The organism is Arcanobacterium ihumii (assembly GCF_900604515.1).
Lineage (GTDB): Bacteria > Actinomycetota > Actinomycetes > Actinomycetales > Actinomycetaceae > Arcanobacterium_A > Arcanobacterium_A ihumii.
The window spans coordinates 66914-87973 of the sequence record NZ_UWOS01000002.1 but is presented as its reverse complement, the minus strand read 5'-3'; the positions used below and the strand labels follow the sequence as shown (position 1 = coordinate 87973).

Below are 21060 nucleotides of genomic sequence, written 5' to 3'. Positions count from 1 at the left end.
CGGTTGTTCCAGTGATTACATCACGCTTGCCGTGGATCTCCCGGTTCGGTTGGTTTCGCCAAAAAATTGTAGATGGTTGTAGCGTAAGTGGATCCGATACCTTTAACGGCACTAAGATCTTCTACGCTAGCTTTCCGAATGCGTGAAACGGAACCAAAGTGTTTAAGCAAAGCTTTCTGCCTTACAGGCCCAAGACCCGGCACATCGTCCAAGATTGATCGCGTCATTGCTTTTGATCGTTTCTTTCGATGGAAGGTGATAGCGAATCGGTGCGATTCATCTCGCAAATACTGGAGCATTCGCAAAGAGGGTGAGGTGCGCGGAAGAATGAGTGGAAAATCCTCGTTTGGTATCCAGATTTCCTCTAATCTTTTTGCCAATCCGATCACTGGGATATCTGCTCCAAGTTCATCGACCACTCGTTGCGCCGCATTCACCTGCGGTAAACCACCGTCAACGACAATGAGATCAGGTCGATATGCAAACCTGTGTGGCTTTCGATCAGCTTCTGTCTCCGGCCCAGACGTCGGTTCATCATCGGAGGCATCGGCAGCGTCCGCTCCACTTGCGAGGCGTTGAAGGCGCCGGTGTAGGACTTCGTCCATAGCCGCAGTATCATCTCGTGCACCATTTCCGTCAGGACCGCGCACAATAAAGTGCCTATAATCTTGTTTTTTGGCTAGGCCATCTTCAAAGACAACCATAGACGCCACCTGATGGGTGCCTTGGGTATGTGAAATGTCGTAGCATTCGATTCGAAGTGGTGCTCGATCCAGGGAAAGCCCAGACCGTAATTCTTCAAGAGCTTGTGAGCGTTCAGTAATATCTCCCGAGCGGTGTAGTTTGTGGCGTCGCAATGCCTGAACCGCGTTGAGATGAACCGTGCTCATCAGCTGAGCTTTCAATCCTTTTCGGGGGGTGCGAATTTCCACCTTCGCTCCGCGTAATGAAGTGAGCCATGTCTGTAGGGTTTGCGCATCGGATGGAATTGATGGTAGCCAAATTTGACGCGGAATCGCCTTTGTTGCAGTGTGGGCGACGTCGTCCACCGATTTCGCATCTTCTTTAACGTTCATACTTCCAGCGTTCGAGTAGGTTCCATAGACTTGGATAAGAAGCTCAGAAAGCAACTCTTCGGGGCCCGTACCCGAGGTGTCAGTAACCCAACCTCGCTGCCCTCGAATCCGTCCACCTCGAATATAGAAAACTTGTACGCTTGCTTCTATCTCATCAAATTCGAGTCCAAAAACATCGGCATCGATATTCGCATCAAGCACCACCGTGTTCTTCTGAGCAATTGTTTGGAGTGCCTGAACTTGGTCCCGTAACTTAGCTGCTAATTCAAATTCGAGGTTTTCTGAAGCCGACTGCATTGCTAGAGTTTTTTGCTTGATTAGAGCTTCTCCGGTTCCATCTAAAAATTTCACGATGGAGTTCACAAGTTCTCTGTGTTCCTCCGCTGAAACTCGTCCTACACAGGGCGCACTACATCGATCAATATACCCGTTGAGGCATGGACGCCCACTCTTCTTAGCGCTGTTAAACACTCCCTTGGTACACGATCGAACCGGAAAAACTCTTAACAACAATTCAAGAGATTCGCGTACCGCCCACACCTGAGTATATGGACCATAATATCTAGTACCGCGTTTATGCGAATCGCGAGTAACCATTAATCGAGGAAACTCTTCGCTCATTGTTACCGCAAGATATGGATACGATTTATCATCGCGATACATGACGTTGAATCGTGGGTTATATTCTTTAATCCATGCGTATTCAAGCGTGAGTGCCTCGAGCTCTGATTTCACTACCACCCACACCACGCGTACAGCAGTAAACACCATTTGCCGAGTGCGTGGGTGAAGGACGACGGGATCACGAAAATAGGAAAGCAACCTCTTACGAAGGTTCTTTGCCTTACCGACGTAAATAACGCGACCGTCGTCGTCGATAAATCGATAAACGCCTGGGTTCTCCGGAATATCCTGAGTTCGTGGACGATAGCTTTGAGGATCAGCCATTGTTCCTTAAGACTTTTTCTTTTTCGAAGTGAGTGTGCCTGCCTTGTTAAGAATCGGAGCGAGGTATTGCCCGGTGAAAGATTCCTTAACTCCGGCAACAACTTCTGGAGTACCTTCGGCTACCACAAGACCTCCGTGTTTTCCTCCTTCAGGGCCGAGATCGATTACCCAGTCAGCAGTCTTAATGACGTCGAGGTTGTGCTCAATCACTATCACGGTATTGCCCTTATCGGTGAGCCCTTGTAAAACCTGCAAGAGCTTTCGTACGTCCTCAAAGTGGAGTCCGGTGGTGGGCTCATCGAGAAGATACACTGTTTTACCCGTCGAGCGTTTGTGAAGCTCCGAAGCAAGTTTTACACGCTGTGCTTCACCGCCCGATAATGTAGTTGCAGGTTGACCTAGACGGATGTATCCGAGTCCAACCGATTCTAGTAGTTCGAGGTACTTGGTAATACGTGGAACGGATGCAAAAAAGTCCTTTGCTTCGGAAATCGTCATATTGAGAACTTCAGCCACGTTCTTGCCCTTGTAGTGTACTTCCAAAGTTTCACGGTTATAACGTGCACCGTTGCAAACTTCGCACGGAACATACACGTCCGGAAGGAAATTCATCTCAATTTTCAAAGTTCCATCGCCGTGACAGGCTTCGCAACGTCCGCCCTTGACGTTGAAAGAAAATCGACCAGGTCCATAACCGCGGATTTTTGCGTCAGGTGTCTGAGCAAAAAGCGTTCTAATTTGGTCCCACATGCCTGTATATGTAGCTGCATTTGAACGAGGAGTCCGCCCGATCGGTGACTGGTCAACGTGCACAATTTTATCTAGTTCGTCGAGTCCCGTGACACGCTTATGCTTACCGGGAAGATGCCGTGCCCGATTAAGTTTATTAGCGAGCACCTGGTAAAGGATCGAATTTACCAAGGAAGATTTTCCTGATCCGGATACACCAGTAATGACCGTAAAAACACCAATCGGGAATTTTACAGTGATGTTTTGAAGGTTGTTTTCCTCTGCGCCTTCAACAGTAATCTGTCGCTTCTTATCAATCTTCCTACGGTTTCGTGGAACAGTGATGTCACGCTTTCCAGATAAATATGCACCGGTTATCGAACGCTCTGCGTCCACAATTCCTTCTGGCGGACCCGAATAGATGACTTCGCCACCGTGTTCGCCGGCATAAGGACCGATATCCAAAAGCCAATCGGATCGGCGGATCGTGTCTTCGTCATGTTCTACGACGACGAGAGTGTTTCCTAAGTCTCGTAGCCGGAAAAGAGCCTCAAGTAGCTTATCATTGTCTCTTTGGTGAAGACCGATCGAAGGTTCATCAAGGACGTAGAGTACACCAACCAGACCTGATCCGATCTGGGTGGCAAGTCGAATTCTTTGCGCTTCTCCACCGGAAAGGCTCCCAGCAGAACGCGAGAGAGTAAGGTAACCGAGCCCGACGGTTACAAGGAAGTTTAACCGCTCTAGAATTTCGCGCAAGATTTGAGAAGCGATCTTTTGTTCACGTTGACCAAGCTCGAGATTCTGCATGTATTCTAAAGATTCGGAGATTGGCATATTAGTGAGCTCAGAGATATTCACCGAGCCAACACGTACAGCGAGGACTTCTTGCTTCAGTCTCGCTCCCCCACAAGTTTTACATGGGATATTGCACATAAAGCCGGCATAGCGCTCCTTGGCATAGTCGGACTCCGTCTCGTTAAATTTCCGTTCAACAAAGTGCATGACGCCTTCGAAGCCGGATGAATACATCTTCTCGCGTCCCCAACGATTTCGATATTTCATCTTCACTTTAAAATCGTGACCGTGAAGGATCGATTCTTGTGCTTGAGCAGGGATGTCCTTCCATGGTGTCTTCAAATCGAAACCGAGTTCTTCACCTAGGGACTCCAACTGCCGTAAGTGGTATTCCCTTGCTTGTGAAGAAGCCGTGACGGACCAAGGGACGATTGCGCCATCAGCAATGGAAAGTTCTGGATCTTGGATAACGAGGTCTGGAGAAACCTGTGCTTTGAATCCAATGCCTTCGCAGTCGGGGCAAGCACCGTATGGAGCGTTAAAAGAAAAGGTACGAGGTTCGATTTCTTCAAGTTCGAGCGGATGATCGTTAGGGCAAGCACGCTTTTCCGAGAAACGCATCAACTTATTCGGATCGTCTTCTCCAAGATCTACGAAATCGACGACGACAATACCATGCGACAACCGCAACGCAGTTTCGATGGAATCATTGAGGCGACTTCTAATACCTTCTTTTAATCCGATTCGATCAATAACGACGTCAATCGTGTGCTTCCGAGTCTTAGCAAGCTTCGGAATGTCAGTAAGTCGCGTTGGTTCACCATCTACGATGACTCGTGAGTAACCGTCTTTAACGAGTTCCTTAAATACATCAACGTGTTCGCCTTTTTGACCACGAATAATCGGCGCGAGAATCTGAAAACGCGTGCCATTTTTAAATTTTTCTAATCGATTAACAATCTGTTCAGCCGATTGAGCCTCAATCTTTTCCCCGCATTGTGGGCAAAGCTGGGTTCCAGCGCGCGCAAAAAGAAGCCTCAAATAGTCATAGACTTCAGTGATGGTACCGACGGTTGAACGCGGATTTCGGTTCGTTGATTTTTGATCGATAGATACTGCAGGCGATAGACCCTCAATGAAATCAACGTCAGGTTTATCCATTTGCCCGAGAAACTGGCGTGCATAGGCACTGAGGGATTCCACATACCGACGTTGACCTTCGGCGAAAATGGTATCGAAAGCAATTGAGGATTTGCCCGATCCGGAAAGACCGGTGATAACGACTAGCTTGTCTCGAGGAATATCAACCGTAATATTCTTGAGGTTATTTTCTCGGGCACCTTGAATATGAATCGAATCATGCACAAGTAAAGCTTAATCTCCTAACGATATACAAACAAACGTTCGAGAGAGTTCTATTCTGATCTCACAAAATATCCCCAAGAGCGTAAAAATTCTAACCGTCCAACACCTATTCGGACTATCATGGGGGCATGTCTATGAATATTGCCTCTGTGTTTTATACCTACGATCCAGCTCGTCCAGACGACCTCGCCCGTGTACGACCAGCTCATCGCGAGTTCTTACGTGCTCTTTTGAACAACGGAGAATTGCTCGCTTCTGGTCCATTCCTAGACGGTGGAGCAATGCTAATTGTTCGTGCTGAAGATGCCGACGCTGCACTTGCACTTCTAGATAATGATCCGCTCAATGTGGATGGCATTATCCTTGAACGTAAGGCTTTGATGTGGGATCCTGTTTTGGGTCCTTGGGCGTAATTTTCAAGCTAATTAGCTCTTAACCACATTAGCTATAGAGTAAATTAACTACGTGCGTTATCGTTTCAAACCAGATTTTCTTGTTTCGGGAATTTTAATAGCGTTTGTGGTGGGAATACTTTTCCCACCCGATGTGCGCTATGAACAGTCGTTATCTCTCATTGGAGATGTGGCCGTAGCATTAGTTTTCCTTTTTTACGGCATGAGGTTGCACTCATCCGAGGTTATTCTTGGGCTCAAAGATCTCAAGCTCCAGCTTTCTGTACTAGCAAGCACATACCTGCTCTTTCCAATAATTGGATGGGTGCTGTACTTCATTTTGCGTGGGTTTATAGGCGAAAATTTTGCTCTTGGCATCTTATTTCTCAGCCTTCTGCCATCTACGGTCCAGTCCTCGGTAACCTTCGTCTCAATCGCAAAAGGAGATGTTGCCGGTGCGGTTTGTGCAGCAACCATTTCGAATATTTTAGGGATTTTCATTACCCCTCTTCTGGTGTTTATTTTCATTGGAGGTATGGCGAGCAACAGTCAAGGCTTTAATTCAGTACTTGTTAAGCTTTTACTCCCTTTTATTATTGGTCAAGTCCTGCAACCACTCCTAGGAAATTTTATGCGTAAGTACCGGTCGATTACGAAGATCACCGATAACTTAGCTATCATAATCGTCGTATTTTCGGCGGTCACCAGTGCAACGAATGACGGCGTATGGACAAGCGTTACCCTAGGTCAACTTTTTGTGCTCTTCATGGTTCTGGGCGCGCTCCTTATCCTGATGCTATCTGCTACCTGGCATGGAGGAAGAGCTTTACACTTAGATCGTGAGCGTCAAATTGTGCTGCTCATGTGTGGTTCGAAGAAATCACTTGCCAGTGGTCTTCCGATAGCAAAAGCACTTTTCACAGGCTCGGCGGTTGCCACCTTAGTTGTTCCAGTAATCCTCTTTCACCAGTTACAACTTTTTGTTTGTGCCATCATTGCGCGGCGATTATCCAATAAGTCTATCTAACAGACATGGTGGGGCGGTTTACAGTTTTGAAACCGTAAACCGCCCCACCAGATAATTTTCATTGTGACCGAAACCTATATAAAACAGATCCTGGTCAATTACTCATCTTCTGCGGGATCGTCCTGTTTGCCTAAGTGGGCTTCTATTTTTCTTGCACCGATTACTGAAACAATCACAGTAATAATGATCGAGAAAACAATGAACAAGACTGAGAACAAGATCGATGGCTCTGGAATAGCTTCCAAGTAACCGTATCCGTGTGAAGCATGAACGATGAGTTTAACCGCTATGAAACCGAGAATTGCTGCAAGGCCGAAGTGAAGGTAAATTAGCTTTTCGAGCAAACCATCAATTAAGAAGAACAGCTGGCGTAGACCCAACAGCGCAAAGGCGTTAGCTGCAAAGACGATAAACGGTTCTTTAGTAAGACCGTAAATTGCAGGAATTGAATCCAACGCGAACATAAGATCAACTGAACCAATAGATACGATGCAGAGTAGAAGTGGCGTGATCATTGTCTTTCCCGCGTGCCGTGTGATAAGGCGATCGCCTACGTAGCCGTCCGTCGTGGGAATGTACTTTGAAATTAAACGAGTGGTGAAGTTTGGTTCGTATTCTTCACTAGGCTCGAGTTGAGAGTCACGTTCACGTGCTTCGTTTACGCCGTCAATAACCTGTTTTATCGAGGTGTAGAGCATCCAAGCACCAAAGATGAAGAATACCCAAATATAGCGTTCTACAAGTGCAGCACCTAGCAAGATAAATACGAATCGCAAGGTCAAAGCAATTATAATTCCGTACATCAATACTTTTTGCTGATAGATACGCGGAACTTTAAAGGCTGAAATGATGATGATAAAGACGAAGATATTGTCTAGTGACAATGAATATTCGGTGATATAACCCGCGAAGTACTCCGTGGCGAATTGCGATCCATGGCGCACAAGCAAAGAGATGCCAAATATAATCGCTAAGGAGATATAGATGCTACTCCAAATAGCGGCTTCTTTGATTGTTGGTTCATGTGCCTTGCGAACGTGACCGAGCAGATCGAACAAAATGAGTGAGAGCACAAAAGCTCCAAGTGCAAACCATTCCCAAAGATATACGTGCATATCAGACAATGAATTAGTTTGGGTAGCTTGGAACATCTGTTGTGCCCAGGAATGTGATAGTAAAGATGACAGCGTCACAATCGCCCTTTCCGGTACTGGTAAAGTCAAATACCGGAGGTCTCTTCCCGCCATGCGAGGGCTACGACCCGGATGGCAGAACCATCGTACTGACGAGCCGTTATTTCGTGGGAATACTCCCCTCCATTGTTTATATTCTACAACCTCGATTTTTAGATCCGCAGTTTTGAATACATGATCCTAAACACGCAAAGGTGTGTTGCCGATCTCTATCGATTTAACCGTTACGGATTTTACGGAGTTCTTTCTTAACGTCGTTGATCTCGTCACGTAACCGGGCAGCTAATTCGAACTGCAGATGTTCGGCTGCTTCGTGCATTTGAGCGGTGAGATCTTCGAGTAGCTCCGCGATCTCCACGCCATCTGGCGCGGACGACGCTGTTTGCTTCTTTTCTTTGCGGTAGCCACCTTCGAGCAGTTCTTTGGTGTCAACATCTTCCCGTGCGAGCATATCTGTTACATCCGCGATTTTCTTTCGTAATGGTTGCGGATTAATGCCGTGCTCAGTGTTATAGGAAATTTGCTTTTCGCGGCGCCGATTTGTTTCTTCGATTGCATCCTTCATATTGGGCGTAATCGTGTCCGCATACATATATACCTGACCCGAAACGTTTCGAGCCGCACGTCCAATAGTTTGGATGAGGGATGTTGTAGATCTAAGGAAACCCTGCTTATCGGCATCCAAAATTGCCACCAAAGAAACTTCAGGAAGATCAAGCCCCTCGCGTAACAGGTTGATACCCACAAGCACATCAAATTTGCCAAGTCGAAGCTCGCGTAAGAGTTCTACACGACGCAGTGTATCGACGTCGGAATGAAGGTACTCTACCCGTACGCCGCGATCGTGGAGATATTCTGTTAAATCTTCTGCCATTTTCTTTGTCAGCGTGGTAACAAGTACACGTTCGTCTTTATCAACACGTTCATGAACAGCTTCAAGAAGGTCATCAATTTGCCCCTTGGTGGGCTTAACAATAATTTCAGGATCGATCAGACCAGTTGGTCGAATAATCTGTTCGACGAAGCCATCCGATTGCTCAAGCTCATACTTACCCGGTGTCGCCGAAAGATAAACAGTTTGACCGATTCTCTCGAGGAATTCGGTCCACTTGAGCGGACGGTTGTCCATTGCTGATGGCAAACGGAAGCCGAAGTCTACGAGTGTACGCTTACGAGACATATCCCCCTCATACATCGCACCAATCTGAGGCACGGTGACGTGTGATTCGTCAATAATCAACACGAAGTCTTCAGGAAAATAGTCAAGTAGTGTGTTTGGCGGAGTTCCCTGGGCACGACCGTCAATATGGCGCGAATAGTTTTCGATACCGGCACAAGTACCGAGATTTTTCATCATTTCGATATCGTACGTGGTTCGCATTTCTAGGCGCTGAGCTTCGAGCAATTTATTTTGTTCACGCAGCTGAGTTAACCGAGCCCCAAGTTCGGCTTCAATTGTGCTGATCGCACGTGACATTCGTTCTGGTCCGGCAACATAGTGCGAAGCCGGGAAAACATGAGCGTGGTCGGTTGTTTCTATGACGTTTCCGGTGAGCGGATGAAGGTAGGAAAGCGCGTCGATTTCGTCGCCGAAAAATTCGATACGTACTGCAAGTTCCTCGTATACCGGGATAATCTCTACAGTGTCTCCCCTAACGCGGAACGTACCACGAGTGAATGCAAGGTCATTTCTGGTGTATTGCATTGTCACGAACTTCTTTAAGAGCTCGTCGCGCTCGATTTCTTGCCCAACTTCAAGCCGGACCATTCGATCAACGTATTCCTGTGGAGTGCCAAGACCGTAGATACACGACACAGATGCGACGACGACGGTATCGCGCCTAGTAAGAAGTGAGTTCGTTGCCGAGTGCCGCAAGCGCTCGACTTCGTCGTTTATTGATGAATCCTTTTCAATAAAGGTATCAGTTTGAGGTACGTATGCTTCTGGCTGGTAGTAATCGTAGTAAGAAACAAAATATTCAACTGCATTGTGTGGGAGAAGCTCTCGGAATTCTGCAGCCATCTGGGCCGCAAGGGTTTTATTCGGCTCTAAAATGAGAGTTGGGCGCTGGATCTGTTCAATCAGCCAAGCAGTTGTGGCCGACTTTCCTGTACCGGTTGCGCCAAGTAAGACGACGTCCTTTTCTCCGGCGTTAATACGTTCGGTGAGCTCTTTAATTGCTTGAGGCTGATCACCAGAGGGAGAGTATTCGGAGATGACTTCAAACTTTGAATCTTGCCGAACGATATCCGAAATTGGCCTCATAAACTACTCTTCTTCCCAGTGAACTAGCCGAAGTTTAAGTCTAGTCACCGGATTGGCAGATTCAAAAGATTCTCCTGAGGGCACAAAACCGGCTCTTGCTAGCCTTTCTCGTATGTCTTGAATACTCCCTGAAGGATTTCGTGCCTCTATCATGTCATCCGCAAGTTGTTTGCAATCGAATCCGCGACGTTCTAACCGTTCCAAGGTGGTGCTTAAATTGGGGTGCATTCGGATCTCGACTGGCATCAATGCGGCGGACGATACGTGTGTTCTTGATCGAGAACTCAAGTTTTTTTCAAAGGGCATCACCCAACGGTTCCACAGGCATTCGAGGATCTGCTCGCTGTGCTCCACATTCGAATTATCAACAACGACGTCGGCGTGACGCGCGAGCTCTACGTTCGAAAGTTGTTGGGACATACGCAAGCGAGCGTCGTCGGTAGTCATACCACGTTCCCGTATCATCCGTTCGAGTCTCACATTTTCGTCGGCAGCAATAACCACGATACCCTGTGCTCGTTTTTCAATGTCGCTCCCCCTGAGCAATGGAATATCATGAACGATGACGACGCTCGGGTTCCGTTTCTGTGCGGCTTGCTCGGCTTCGTATGCGAGTTCAGTAATTCGTGGGTGAGTTATTGAGTTGAGTAATTCTAAATCATCTGATGAAGAGAATACGATCTGAGCAAGTTTGGCGCGATCAAGTGTCCCATTAGGCAATAGAACTTCTCTCCCCCACGTTGCAGCAATCTTCTCTAGTGCAGGCGAACCTAGCTCAACCGCTTTTCTAGCGAGAACATCGTAATCGATAATTTGTGCACCAAAGTGCGCAAGTGCCTTGGCGAAATAAGATTTTCCGGCAGCGATACCGCCTGTTAAAGCGAGAACTAACATCGAACACCTCCCCAAGTACTCAATTATTATTTCTGGACTAAGAGGAATTATCCAAAAGGCTCTTTCATGGAACTCGAAGCCAGAGTAGCTCATCCCTCTCAATTGATGGTGATTTCAATGTGGGGTTAAGCATTCAGCAGCTTGCGCACAATCCATCGAATAAAATCAAGATTGGTTTCTAACGAAGAATATTCCTGTGGCGGGATGTGAACAAAAACTGCTGAACGAGATGTTTGCAAAGCGGTGTAATAAACAGTGTTACACACGTAGAGACCGGCGGATAACGATTCAGCTACATCGAACCCAGTTTGACGTGCTGCTTCCACTAGAGCGGGCACATCAATCGAAGCTTCAAGAGCTAAAACGCCGTCGTCAATGGCTTCGTTATGCGCAATGTATCCAGTCATATCTGCAGTTCGGGAATCTTGCTTATTCATAGCAAAACGCTCGATTGTGATTTTTCTACGATCTGCTGCCAAGCCAAGTGCAATATGTAAATCGTATGTTCCGAGTTCTTCTAAGCGTTGCCTAGCTCTGGCGTATTCAACCGGTAAAATTTCGGCATCGATAGTTAATGGGTGTCCCCGCGTTAGATCGTCTAAGTTGAGCAGTGACGCAGGATTTTTGGTCTGAGAAATGCTAGAAACTAGAGTTTCTGTAGGGTTGTGGGTGTTATTCGCAAAAACTCCGAAACCGGTAATCAATATACGCATAACACAATTCTACTTTACTCAGCCTAATTCAGGTTCGTTCGGATCAATAGGGTCATGGTGGGAGCGTCCCGCAATACCCTCTTTCCAATAACCGTCGATCTTCATATTTTCCTTTGGCACTACGGAATTAGTTCGGAGCCATTTACGCGCTTTGATCAAAGTAGTTGCTTCGCCGGCAAACCAAATATAATGATCAGGATATAAGTAAACCGACTGAATAGCCTGTAATAAAGTTTCGCCCGAGTGGTCGGGGCTAATAACATTGAATTTAAGGTTCTGACGCTGCCAATGTTTGCCGAAATACTCTTGGTTTTGATCCCAGTCAGAGATTAAGAAAATGTCTACATCCTCATCTTCTCCAAGCAAATCTAACCAGCGAGTTAATGCGGGATATGCTGCATGATCAACCGCGATTACAAGGTGATCGATTTTAGGAAGAATAATTGAGCTCTTGGGCCCAAGAAGCAAGATTTCTGAAAGCTCTTGTGGATACTCGTTGCCTTCGTATTTTTGTAGTTTCGAGATCCAAGAATACAGTTCGCCACCGGCATGAAGGGCGACTTCGATTTCGACTCCACCAAGGATCGAACGCTTTGCGGTAATATCGCGTGTAATTTCTCCACCAAGGAACTTCAACGATTGTTCGTCAAAGGTTAAACACGAACCGTCGGTTCGTGGCAATGCAAGTTTAAAATGATCGCACGGACCCTCGAGTGACATATCGTCAAAATCTTCACCGACCACAGCAATCCGAGCGAATCTGTTGTCAATGGTGCTAATTCCGGTAACGTTACCACGCCGCATTTTTAACTTGTGCTTTTTCTTGGTTTTGCCAAAAATTTCAACCATAGTTTCAGTCTAGCAAAACTTAGGTTAACCTAAAACTGCTCAATGACGTGGTAAATAAAAGGGTGGGGCGAGATCGTTTGATCTCGCCCCACCCTAGAAAACTAAGCTATTCAGTTTCCAGTAAGCTTCTCACGAAGAGCCGCAAGTGCTTCGTCGGAAGCAAGGGTGCCGGATGCATCGTTACCTGAAGAGTAGGAAGCAGGAGCTACTTCTTCTTCAGCTGCAGGTGCTGCGGACTCAGCAGCTGCACTGGCATCTGCTTCGAGAGCCTTTGCAACCTGGGTCTTGTGTGCCTGCCAACGAGCTTCAGCCTGTGCGTACTCGTTCTCCCAAGCGGCCTGGTTAGCTTCGAAGCCTTCCATCCACTCGTTGGTCTCTGGATCGAAACCTTCTGGGTACTTGTAGTTACCTTCTTCGTCGTACTCTGCAGCCATGCCGTAAAGCGATGGATCAAAGTCTTCAGAAGTTGGGTCAACACCCTCGTTGGCCTGCTTGAGCGAGAGGGAAATGCGACGACGCTCTAGGTCAATATCAATAACCTTAACGAATGCGTCGTCGTTAACCTTAACGACCTGCTCAGGAAGCTCAACGTGACGCTGAGCAAGTTCGGAGATGTGAACGAGGCCTTCAATGCCATCTTCAACGCGAACGAATGCACCGAACGGAACGAGCTTCGTAACCTTGCCTGGAACAACCTGTCCGATAGCGTGGGTACGAGCGAAGGTCTGCCATGGATCCTCTTGGGTTGCCTTGAGCGAGAGCGAAACACGCTCACGATCGAAGTCAACGTCAAGGACCTCAACGGTAACAGGGGTTCCAACTTCAACGACCTCTGATGGGTGGTCGATGTGCTTCCAAGAAAGCTCGGAGACGTGAACAAGACCATCTACGCCACCAAGATCAACGAATGCACCGAAGTTAACAATCGAGGAGATAACGCCCTCACGAACCTGGCCCTTCTGAAGGGTGTTGAGGAAGTGGGAACGAACTTCAGACTGGGTCTGCTCGAGGAATGCACGGCGTGAAAGAACAACGTTGTTGCGGTTCTTATCAAGCTCGATGATCTTAGCTTCGATCTGCTTACCAATGTAAGGCTGAAGATCGCGAACGCGACGCATTTCAACAAGCGAAGCTGGGAGGAAGCCACGAAGACCGATATCAAGGATAAGACCACCCTTAACAACTTCAATGACGGTACCGGTAACGACGCCGTCTGCTTCCTTAACACCCTCAATTTCGGTCCAAGCACGCTCGTACTGTGCGCGCTTCTTCGAAAGCATAAGGCGACCTTCTTTGTCTTCCTTCTGCGTTACGAGTGCTTCTACCTTGTCACCAACTTTGACGACGTCCTCAGGATCGATGTCATGCTTGATGGAAAGTTCCTTCGAAGGAATTACACCTTCGGTCTTGTAGCCGATATCGAGAAGAACTTCGTCTCGATCGACCTTGACTACGGTACCCTCGACGATGTCCCCGTCGTTGAAGTACTTGATTGTTTCGTCAACGGCGGCAATGAGATCTTCTTTGGTGCCGATGTCGTTGATTGCTACCTCCGGGAACGTGGAGGATGTGTTATTAGCGGTCATAGAGTTGGTGACTCCGTTACGGATAAAACTAGATTTGATTTCGGACAATGGTGTGAGGATATAGTTCCGGCACACCAATAGATCACTTTACGGTGAAAACGCACTAGAAAGCAAGCTTTAAAATGCCGTGTGGTGATCAGTGCACCACATATTTAATTAACAGAGTCGATACTATTAACTCATCCAGTTCTAAGCGGAGTTTTTACCTTCCTATTACCGATTGCTCGTCTTCTAAGGAGATTCCATATGAAATTTGCCGGCCGAATGCCCATAGAAAACTGTGATGATCCGGTCTCTGCAAATCGGGAGTGGTGGGATGCAAATGCCAGCGATTACATAAGGGAGCATGGAAGCATTCTCGGTGCCGCAGAATTCATGTGGGGACCAGAAGGCATCTTGGAATCTGATCTCCAGTTCTTAGGATCACCCACCCAGTTAAAGGATGCCCGAATTTTGGAAATTGGCTGTGGCGCAGCTCAATGCTCACGCCACTTGGCGCGCAAGGGATTTAACGTCGTCGCCTCAGATCTTTCAGGGCGCATGCTGGAACAAGCAAAATCACTCAATAGTGATTATGAAGTAGATTTTCCACTTGTGGAAGCCGATGCTCAAAACCTGCCTTTCGACGTGGCACAATTCGATGTAGTTTTTACCTCCTTCGGAGTCATTCCGTTCATCGATAACCTTCTTACCCTTCACAAGGAAGTAAATCGAGTTCTTGTGCCAGGCGGATTATGGGCATTTTCAGCTATACATCCGGTTCGCTGGATGTTTCCAGACGACCCTACTCCACGAGGTATGAAGGTAACGTCTTCGTACTTTGGTGATGATCCATACCTAGAACGCAAGGCATCCGGAAAACTCGAATACGCAGAATTTCACCACACTTTCGCCGACCACATAAATGCATTAGTGGAAGCCAATTTCCGGATTGATGAAGTTATCGAGCCAAAGTGGCCAAGCGATCGCACTGTGGTCTGGGGAGGCTGGGGTCCCCAGCGCTCCCCTTATATTCCGGGAACTCTACTGGTGCGCGCATTCAAAAACTGAGCATCCCATATGAGAAACTTCAACACAGATTGAATCAGTGTGCCGCTGCACGCCAGCTCTTACCGGTTCCAACGCCCACGGAAAGAGGAATAGACAGTTTTTCAGCGCTGCCCATCTTTTCGCGTACGATCTTTTCGACCTTATCTGCCTCAGAATCAAGGATCTCGAGGATGAGTTCGTCATGAACTTGAAGCAGAATTCGCGACTTTAAGCCGGTCTCAGTCAATGCGTTTTCTACATCAAGCATCGCAGCTTTAATCAAATCTGCGGCTGAACCCTGAATTGGTGCATTGAGAGCCATACGCTCGGTTGCTTCACGCAATTGACGATTGCTAGATGTGAGCTCAGGTAGGTACCGACGGCGTCCTCGAATCGTTTCCGTATAGCCTAGTTTTCGTGCTGTTTCAACTACGCTATCCAAGTATTCTTTTACCTTGCCGAATCTGGAGAAGTAGCCTTCCATCAACCTAGATGCTTCGGGCACCGAAACATGAAGCTGTGCCGAAAGACCATAAGCCGAAAGACCATATACTAAACCGTAGCTCATCGCCTTAATTTTTGAACGCTGAGCAGGAGTAACTTGATCTTCGGGCACGTTAAAGACGCGGCTTGCTACAAAGCTGTGAAGGTCTGCACCCGCATTGAAAGCATCAATCAGAGCTTGGTCTTCAGAAAGATGGGCCATCAATCGCATTTCGATCTGCGAATAGTCGGCCGTCATTAAGGAATCAAATCCCTCACCCGGTACAAAGACTTCACGAATTTGTTGACCTTCTTCGGTGCGGGCATGAATATTTTGAAGATTCGGATCAGTCGATGAGAGTCGCCCAGTAGCCGCAACAGTTTGCTGGTACGTGGTGTGGATACGTCCATCATCTTGGATAGACTTAGCCAAACCTTCAACTGACTGAAGCAATTTAACGGCATCTCGGTGATCGAGCAAAGCCGTAAGGAAGGCTTTACCCATCTGGGCGTCATCGTCCTCTCGACTGTCAATCTTGACCAAAAGTTCGGCAAGCGCATCAGCATTAGTGGTGTAGCCTGACTTCGTCTTCTTCGTCTTGGGAAGATTGAGTCGATCAAAAAGTACGCCTTGGAGCTGCTTCGGGCTTGAAAGGTTAACTGAATAGTCGCCAATAGCCATAAATGCACGTTGAGCTGCGTGATCAACTCTAGCCGAAAATTCTTCAATTAATTCGTTTAGACGATCAGTATCGACGGCAATACCACGATTCTCCATATCGAAGAGAACTTGGGAAACCTTCAATTCAAGATTCAAGATCTCATCCGTCATTGCCTGCTTCTTCATTTCAGCAGAAAACCGATCAGCCAAGTCCAAGATAGCCACGGATTTTTGTGAAATATTATCTGCTAGTAGTTCTCCATTGAGCGTGATCCCAAGGGAATCATCTGCTTGCTCCACGAGATCAATTGCTAAGTATCGTTGAACTAATTCGGAGAAATCGTATTTACGCTGGTCTGGGTGAAGAAGATAAGCCTGGAGTTCAACGTCAGTCTGGACACCAAAAAAGCCGAAACCTACGCCATTCCATGCGTGTGCGATACCCTTGGCTCCGAAGACAACTTTCTTCTTGGAGTCATCTGCGAGCCATGCTCGAAGTGATGATTTATCAGTATCATTCAGAGCGCTTAGATCTGAGGTGTACGTCTTACCTGAATCGTCTGAGATAGAAAAACGTCGTACAGTACCTTTACCGGGTGCAAAATCACCGTCGACGTACAATCCTGAAGTCGTTGACAGTGAGGTAAGAAAATCTGCCAATGCGCCATCAACTAGCTTAGTTGAACGGCTTGCATCGATGGTGTCACAGGTATCTTGATCCCCCGAATCAGACTTGACATTTAATTCGTTGAGAACTCGGGAACGGAGGCTGGAAAAATCTAAGGCATCACATAGTTCGTGGAAAGCTTTACGGTCAACGCCTCGAGGAGTGAACTCGTCGAAGTCTTCGCCAATGGGAAGATCACGGACCAGATCGTTGAGTTTACGGTTGAGTCGGACCTGGTCAAGGTGGGCGCGAAGAGCCTCACCAACCTTTCCTGATATTTCATCGGCGTGCTCTAAAATTCCTTCAAGGTCACCATATTTTTTAATCCATTTGACCGCAGTTTTTGGGCCGACACCAGGAACTCCAGGGATATTATCCGCACCCTCCCCAACTAGCGCAGCAAGATCGGAATACAGCGTAGGGGGCACCATGGTGCGTTGCTCTACTACCTCAGGCGTCATTAGGAGCATTTGTGATCGTGGCATTGGATAGAGCACAGACACATCACCGTTTACGAGTTGGTACGAATCCTTATCTCCAGAAGCGATGTAGACTCGCATACCCTGAGCAGCACCCTTATTTGCTAGCGTTGCAACGATATCGTCGGCTTCGTAGTCTTCGACCGTAAGCCACGAAATACCTATCGTATCGAGCAACTCTTGGATTAGCGAAATCTGCCCTTTGAACTCTTCGGGCGTTGCTTTGCGACCTCCCTTGTATTCTGGGAATTCGCGCGTGCGGAACGTACCGCCTGGCAAATCGAATGCGACGGCAATATGACTCGGATCGTAATCCTTGATTAACCGCAACAGGGTGCTAAGAAATCCGTGAACAGCATTGGTGTAGGTTCCTTGTGGAGTCCTAAAAGATTGCGCAGGAAGCGCAAAGAACGAACGAAATGCCATCGAGTGGCCGTCAATAAGGAGCAAATTATTCGAGTTCACAATGTGAGTCTATCGAAAAATTCCGCCAAGACCGACCGTATCTTTCCTAAGAAAGAATTATCTCAGTTCCCAACCTGTTCGACTACAGCGTCAGCTACTTCGCGCATGGTAAGACGACGATCCATGGAGGTCTTCTGAATCCAACGGAACGCTTCCGGCTCGGTTAGTCCCATCTTCTCTTGGAGCAGACCCTTAGCGCGATCCACGCGCTTGCGAGTTTCAAACTGCTCTGTCAAAGATGCAACTTCGGATTCAAGTGCAGCGATTTCTTGGCTACGCGAAATTGCGATTTCAACGGCTGGAAGTAGATCTGCAGGAGTAAAAGGCTTAACCACGTAAGCCATTGCGCCTGCGTCGCGAGCCCGATCCACAAGATCTTTTTGCGAAAATGCAGTTAGCATAACTACAGCGCAGTGACGTTCAGAGAGAATACGCTCTGCTGCAGTGATGCCATCTGTTCCAGGCATCTTGATGTCCATGACAATTAGTTCTGGTTCAAGTTCGCCGGCTAACTTAATGGCTTCATCGCCATTAGTTCCTTCACCAACGACGTTGTATCCAGCGTCTGTCAAAGTCTCTACGATATCAAGCCGAATAAGTGTTTCGTCTTCTACAACGAGCACTCGCACGGACCGACGATCCGTAGAATCTTCGATTTTTTCGAATTCCGCACCAGAAATGGCGTCACGTGCTGCGTTTTCTTCAACTGCCATCGTTTGCCTCCTTCGGCATCTGGTTTATGAACGGTTAAAAGTAAATCCGGATATCAAACGGGTAATCCGTTGATATCCGGATATACAGTGCTCCCGGCGGGACTCGAACCCGCACGCTTTGTGGGCGCTGCATTTTGAGTGCAGTGTGTCTACCAATTCCACCACAGGAGCATGACTGGACAATCAAAGTTTATAGATCTAATCGCCCAGCTTCAATTCCATTTGACCAGTGTTTTCGTCACAAATCTCACAAACTTAGCCGAGATTCGTAAAGGTCTCACCCATCTTATGAATTCGAATCGTGTTTGTGGAGCCTACCTGTCCAGGTGGCATACCACAGATGATAACTACGCGGTCACCATCTACAGCCAAACCAAGCTCACGCAGTGAGTGGTCAACCTGGTCGACCATATCGTCGGTATGTTTCACCGGCGGAACAAGAACGGACTGTACTCCCCACGTCAAAGCAAGTTGCTGACGAATATCTTCATTCGGGGTAAATACAAGCAATGGAATGCGTGCGCGTAGTCGAGCCATGCGTCGCGCTGTTTGACCAGACGAAGTAAATACCGAAAGATACTTAACGCCGAGTGCTTCGCCAATGTCCATGGCAGAGCGCGTCATTACACCATTGCGAGTACGGTGGAGGTTTCCAATCTTTGGAATGGATTCCAAACCATGTTCTTCGGTGAACTCAATGATCGAAGCCATCGTTTCAACACAGCGAATTGGATACTTACCGACCGAAGTCTCACCGGAAAGCATAACTGCGTCAGCACCGTCAAGAATTGCATTAGCACAGTCAGATGTTTCCGCGCGAGTAGGAGTCGGAGCATTAATCATCGATTCCAAAACCTGTGTAGCGACGATGACTGGCTTTGCATGGCGACGTGCAATCGCGATAGCGCGCTTCTGGACAATTGGAACTTGCTGTAGCGGTAGCTCAACGCCCAAATCACCACGAGCGATCATAAAGCCATCAAATACCTGAACTAAATCTTCAAGAACAGTAACAGCCTGCGGCTTCTCGATCTTGGCGATGACTGGAACGCGCCTTCCAACCTTGTCCATAACTGCATGAACATCTGCGGCGTCTGCTGGCGAACGGACAAAGGAGAGCGCCACCAAGTCACAACCGTATTCAAGCCCCCATTCCAGATCAAGCTTATCCTTCTCAGAAAGCGCGGGAACCGAAACCGCAACACCAGGGAGATTAACACCCTTGTGATCCGAAACTGTACCGCCAACAATGACTTCCGTGCGTACCCGAGGACCGTCTACCTCAACGACGCGCACCTGAACCTTGCCGTCGTCGATAAGAATAGTGTCACCGGGGTTGCAGTCTCCCGGCAGCCCCTTGTGGGTGGTTGACACTAGATCTTTATCTCCTGGTACATCTTCAGTTGTGATGGTAAAGATGTCACCATTCTCAAGCAGAACTGGTCCTTCTGCAAAGTTACCGAGGCGAATCTTCGGTCCCTGCAGATCAACAAGTACTGCCACCGGAGTATCAAGTTCAGTGGCTGCTTCACGTACCCAATTAATACGCTCTTCATGTTCGGCGTGCGAGCCATGGGAAGCATTAATCCGGGCAACGTTCATGCCCGCCTTAACAAGTTCTACAATTCGTTCTTTGCTGCCCACTGCTGGGCCCAAAGTACATACAATCTTTGCTCTTCGCATATTTCCATTCTACCTGATCAAATTCATTTCTATATCAGCTTCAACTATTAGTTTGGCGATATTAAATCGCTACTTCGACGAAAGCTGGGATTCTTCGCCGTCCTCGCTAAGATTAGTTTGAGTTTCGGCACTTGAAACTGTGCCAGCTTTGTCGATTCGAAGGCTCTGATTTTGATCGATTTCTTTCTTCGGCAAATAGATATCGTCTACTGCCGGGTTTTTTCTAAGGTTTCGAGTAACAATAACAAAAGCAATAACTGCACCGATAAACACCAAGATGGATGTCCAAACGTTTAAACGCAGTCCTGCTACGATCTCTGCCTCGTCAATTCGAAGGTTTTCAATCCAAACTCGACCGAGGGTGTAGAGCAACATGTAGCAAACAATTGCTTGCCCTCCACGCAACAAGAATCGCTTCTCTAAATAAATCAGAAGTACCGCCATCGCAAGGCACCACAGCGATTCATAAAGGAAAGTTGGATGAAACGTTGTTCCTGGTGGGTATCCACCCACAATGTGCTCCGGCGAAATCTCTAAAGCCCACGGAAGGTCTGTCGGTCTACCGTAAAGCTCTTGATTAAACCAGTTGCCCAGTCGTCCAATCGCTTGAGCAATCAGAATTCCCGGTGCAATCGAATCGGCGAAAGGAGCAAACCTCAGGCCGCGTCTATGTAAGGCGATATAAATACCTAAACCACCTGCGGCTACCGCGCCCCAGATTCCAAGGCCACCTTCCCAAACACGAAAAATTTTGGAAAGATCGCCGTTTTCCCCGAAGTAAGGTGCCGGCGTCGTAAAAATATGGTAGATGCGAGCACCAACGATACCGAAGATGACCGCCCATACAGCCACGTCTACAGAGGTATCCTTGGGGCCGCCCTTCTTCGTATACCTACGGTCAAGAATATAAACAGCAACAATGATTCCTGTAATGATTGCGAATGCGTAGGCACGAATCGGAAGTGGGCCCAGATACCAAACTGATTCAGGCGGAGAAGGAATTGAGGCAAACAATTTTGCTCCTTATTTTTGAACAACTCCGTC

General features: G+C 47.6%; 15 protein-coding genes and 1 tRNA gene. 3 read left to right on the top strand and 13 right to left on the bottom strand.

Annotated features, from left to right (window positions below; genetic code table 11):
* Nucleotides 1–20: 20 nt before the first annotated feature.
* Nucleotides 21–2024, bottom strand: a complete 2004-nt coding sequence (gene uvrC, locus EIH22_RS05475) for an excinuclease ABC subunit UvrC (protein WP_124054815.1) — start codon at nucleotides 2022–2024, stop codon at nucleotides 21–23.
* 6 nt (nucleotides 2025–2030) lie between these two features.
* A complete protein-coding gene (gene uvrA / locus EIH22_RS05470) occupies nucleotides 2031–4916 on the bottom strand; it encodes an excinuclease ABC subunit UvrA (RefSeq protein ID WP_124054814.1) in 2886 nt (961 codons plus the stop codon).
* 128 nt (nucleotides 4917–5044) lie between these two features.
* Between uvrA and EIH22_RS05465 the strand changes: the two genes are divergently transcribed.
* Nucleotides 5045–5329 carry a YciI family protein gene (locus EIH22_RS05465; protein ID WP_200829191.1) on the top strand — a complete coding sequence of 95 codons (285 nt, stop codon included), beginning with the start codon at nucleotides 5045–5047 and terminating at the stop codon, nucleotides 5327–5329.
* A 52-nt stretch (nucleotides 5330–5381) separates the two neighbouring features.
* A complete protein-coding gene (locus tag EIH22_RS05460; protein ID WP_124054813.1) occupies nucleotides 5382–6335 on the top strand; it encodes a bile acid:sodium symporter family protein in 954 nt (317 codons plus the stop codon).
* Between the two features lie 98 nt (nucleotides 6336–6433).
* Here EIH22_RS05460 and EIH22_RS05455 read toward each other — a convergent pair whose 3' ends face one another.
* From EIH22_RS05455 to rpsA, 6 genes are all read right to left on the bottom strand, one after another.
* Complete coding sequence (locus EIH22_RS05455) at nucleotides 6434–7450, bottom strand: TerC/Alx family metal homeostasis membrane protein (RefSeq protein ID WP_124055139.1); 1017 nt, start codon at nucleotides 7448–7450, stop codon at nucleotides 6434–6436.
* Nucleotides 7451–7745: 295 nt separating this feature from the next.
* Complete coding sequence (gene uvrB, locus EIH22_RS05450) at nucleotides 7746–9794, bottom strand: excinuclease ABC subunit UvrB (protein WP_124054812.1); 2049 nt, start codon at nucleotides 9792–9794, stop codon at nucleotides 7746–7748.
* Between the two features lie 3 nt (nucleotides 9795–9797).
* The gene (gene coaE, locus EIH22_RS05445; protein WP_160149028.1) at nucleotides 9798–10688 is read right to left on the bottom strand and encodes a dephospho-CoA kinase; all 891 of its coding nucleotides are present in this window, start codon (nucleotides 10686–10688) and stop codon (nucleotides 9798–9800) included.
* Nucleotides 10689–10813: 125 nt separating this feature from the next.
* A complete protein-coding gene (locus tag EIH22_RS05440) occupies nucleotides 10814–11401 on the bottom strand; it encodes a pyroglutamyl-peptidase I family protein (protein WP_124054810.1) in 588 nt (195 codons plus the stop codon).
* An 18-nt stretch (nucleotides 11402–11419) separates the two neighbouring features.
* Nucleotides 11420–12250: a siderophore-interacting protein gene (locus tag EIH22_RS05435; RefSeq protein ID WP_124054809.1), complete on the bottom strand. Its 831-nt coding sequence runs from the start codon at nucleotides 12248–12250 to the stop codon at nucleotides 11420–11422.
* Between the two features lie 110 nt (nucleotides 12251–12360).
* Nucleotides 12361–13836, bottom strand: a complete 1476-nt coding sequence (gene rpsA, locus EIH22_RS05430; protein ID WP_124054808.1) for a 30S ribosomal protein S1 — start codon at nucleotides 13834–13836, stop codon at nucleotides 12361–12363.
* 246 nt (nucleotides 13837–14082) lie between these two features.
* Here rpsA and EIH22_RS05425 point away from each other — a divergent pair, with 246 nt between their 5' ends.
* Nucleotides 14083–14886, top strand: coding sequence for a class I SAM-dependent methyltransferase (locus EIH22_RS05425; protein WP_124054807.1), 804 nt, complete (start codon nucleotides 14083–14085; stop codon nucleotides 14884–14886).
* Nucleotides 14887–14920: 34 nt separating this feature from the next.
* Here EIH22_RS05425 and polA read toward each other — a convergent pair whose 3' ends face one another.
* The 5 genes from polA to lgt form a co-directional block, all read right to left on the bottom strand.
* The gene (gene polA / locus EIH22_RS05420) at nucleotides 14921–17620 is read right to left on the bottom strand and encodes a DNA polymerase I (protein WP_124054806.1); all 2700 of its coding nucleotides are present in this window, start codon (nucleotides 17618–17620) and stop codon (nucleotides 14921–14923) included.
* A 62-nt stretch (nucleotides 17621–17682) separates the two neighbouring features.
* Nucleotides 17683–18333, bottom strand: a complete 651-nt coding sequence (locus tag EIH22_RS05415) for an ANTAR domain-containing response regulator (RefSeq protein WP_124054805.1) — start codon at nucleotides 18331–18333, stop codon at nucleotides 17683–17685.
* 88 nt (nucleotides 18334–18421) lie between these two features.
* Nucleotides 18422–18504, bottom strand: a tRNA-Leu gene (locus EIH22_RS05410).
* 84 nt (nucleotides 18505–18588) lie between these two features.
* Nucleotides 18589–20016, bottom strand: a complete 1428-nt coding sequence (gene pyk / locus EIH22_RS05405) for a pyruvate kinase (protein ID WP_124054804.1) — start codon at nucleotides 20014–20016, stop codon at nucleotides 18589–18591.
* A gap of 69 nt (nucleotides 20017–20085) precedes the next feature.
* Complete coding sequence (gene lgt / locus EIH22_RS05400; protein WP_124054803.1) at nucleotides 20086–21030, bottom strand: prolipoprotein diacylglyceryl transferase; 945 nt, start codon at nucleotides 21028–21030, stop codon at nucleotides 20086–20088.
* Nucleotides 21031–21060: the final 30 nt, after the last annotated feature.

What these genes read in the sequence shown, in the direction of transcription:
- EIH22_RS05455 (WP_124055139.1), bottom strand. Translation starts at nt 7,450, where the DNA reads ATGCACGTATATCTTTGGGAATGGTTTGCACTTGGAGCTTTTGTGCTC.
- pyk (WP_124054804.1), bottom strand. Translation starts at nt 20,016, where the DNA reads ATGCGAAGAGCAAAGATTGTATGTACTTTGGGCCCAGCAGTGGGCAGC.
- EIH22_RS05435 (WP_124054809.1), bottom strand. Translation starts at nt 12,250, where the DNA reads ATGGTTGAAATTTTTGGCAAAACCAAGAAAAAGCACAAGTTAAAAATG.
- rpsA (WP_124054808.1), bottom strand. Translation starts at nt 13,836, where the DNA reads ATGACCGCTAATAACACATCCTCCACGTTCCCGGAGGTAGCAATCAAC.
- EIH22_RS05415 (WP_124054805.1), bottom strand. Translation starts at nt 18,333, where the DNA reads ATGGCAGTTGAAGAAAACGCAGCACGTGACGCCATTTCTGGTGCGGAA.
- uvrB (WP_124054812.1), bottom strand. Translation starts at nt 9,794, where the DNA reads ATGAGGCCAATTTCGGATATCGTTCGGCAAGATTCAAAGTTTGAAGTC.
- coaE (WP_160149028.1), bottom strand. Translation starts at nt 10,688, where the DNA reads ATGTTAGTTCTCGCTTTAACAGGCGGTATCGCTGCCGGAAAATCTTAT.
- uvrC (WP_124054815.1), bottom strand. Translation starts at nt 2,024, where the DNA reads ATGGCTGATCCTCAAAGCTATCGTCCACGAACTCAGGATATTCCGGAG.
- EIH22_RS05440 (WP_124054810.1), bottom strand. Translation starts at nt 11,401, where the DNA reads ATGCGTATATTGATTACCGGTTTCGGAGTTTTTGCGAATAACACCCAC.
- EIH22_RS05425 (WP_124054807.1), top strand. Translation starts at nt 14,083, where the DNA reads ATGAAATTTGCCGGCCGAATGCCCATAGAAAACTGTGATGATCCGGTC.
- EIH22_RS05465 (WP_200829191.1), top strand. Translation starts at nt 5,045, where the DNA reads ATGTCTATGAATATTGCCTCTGTGTTTTATACCTACGATCCAGCTCGT.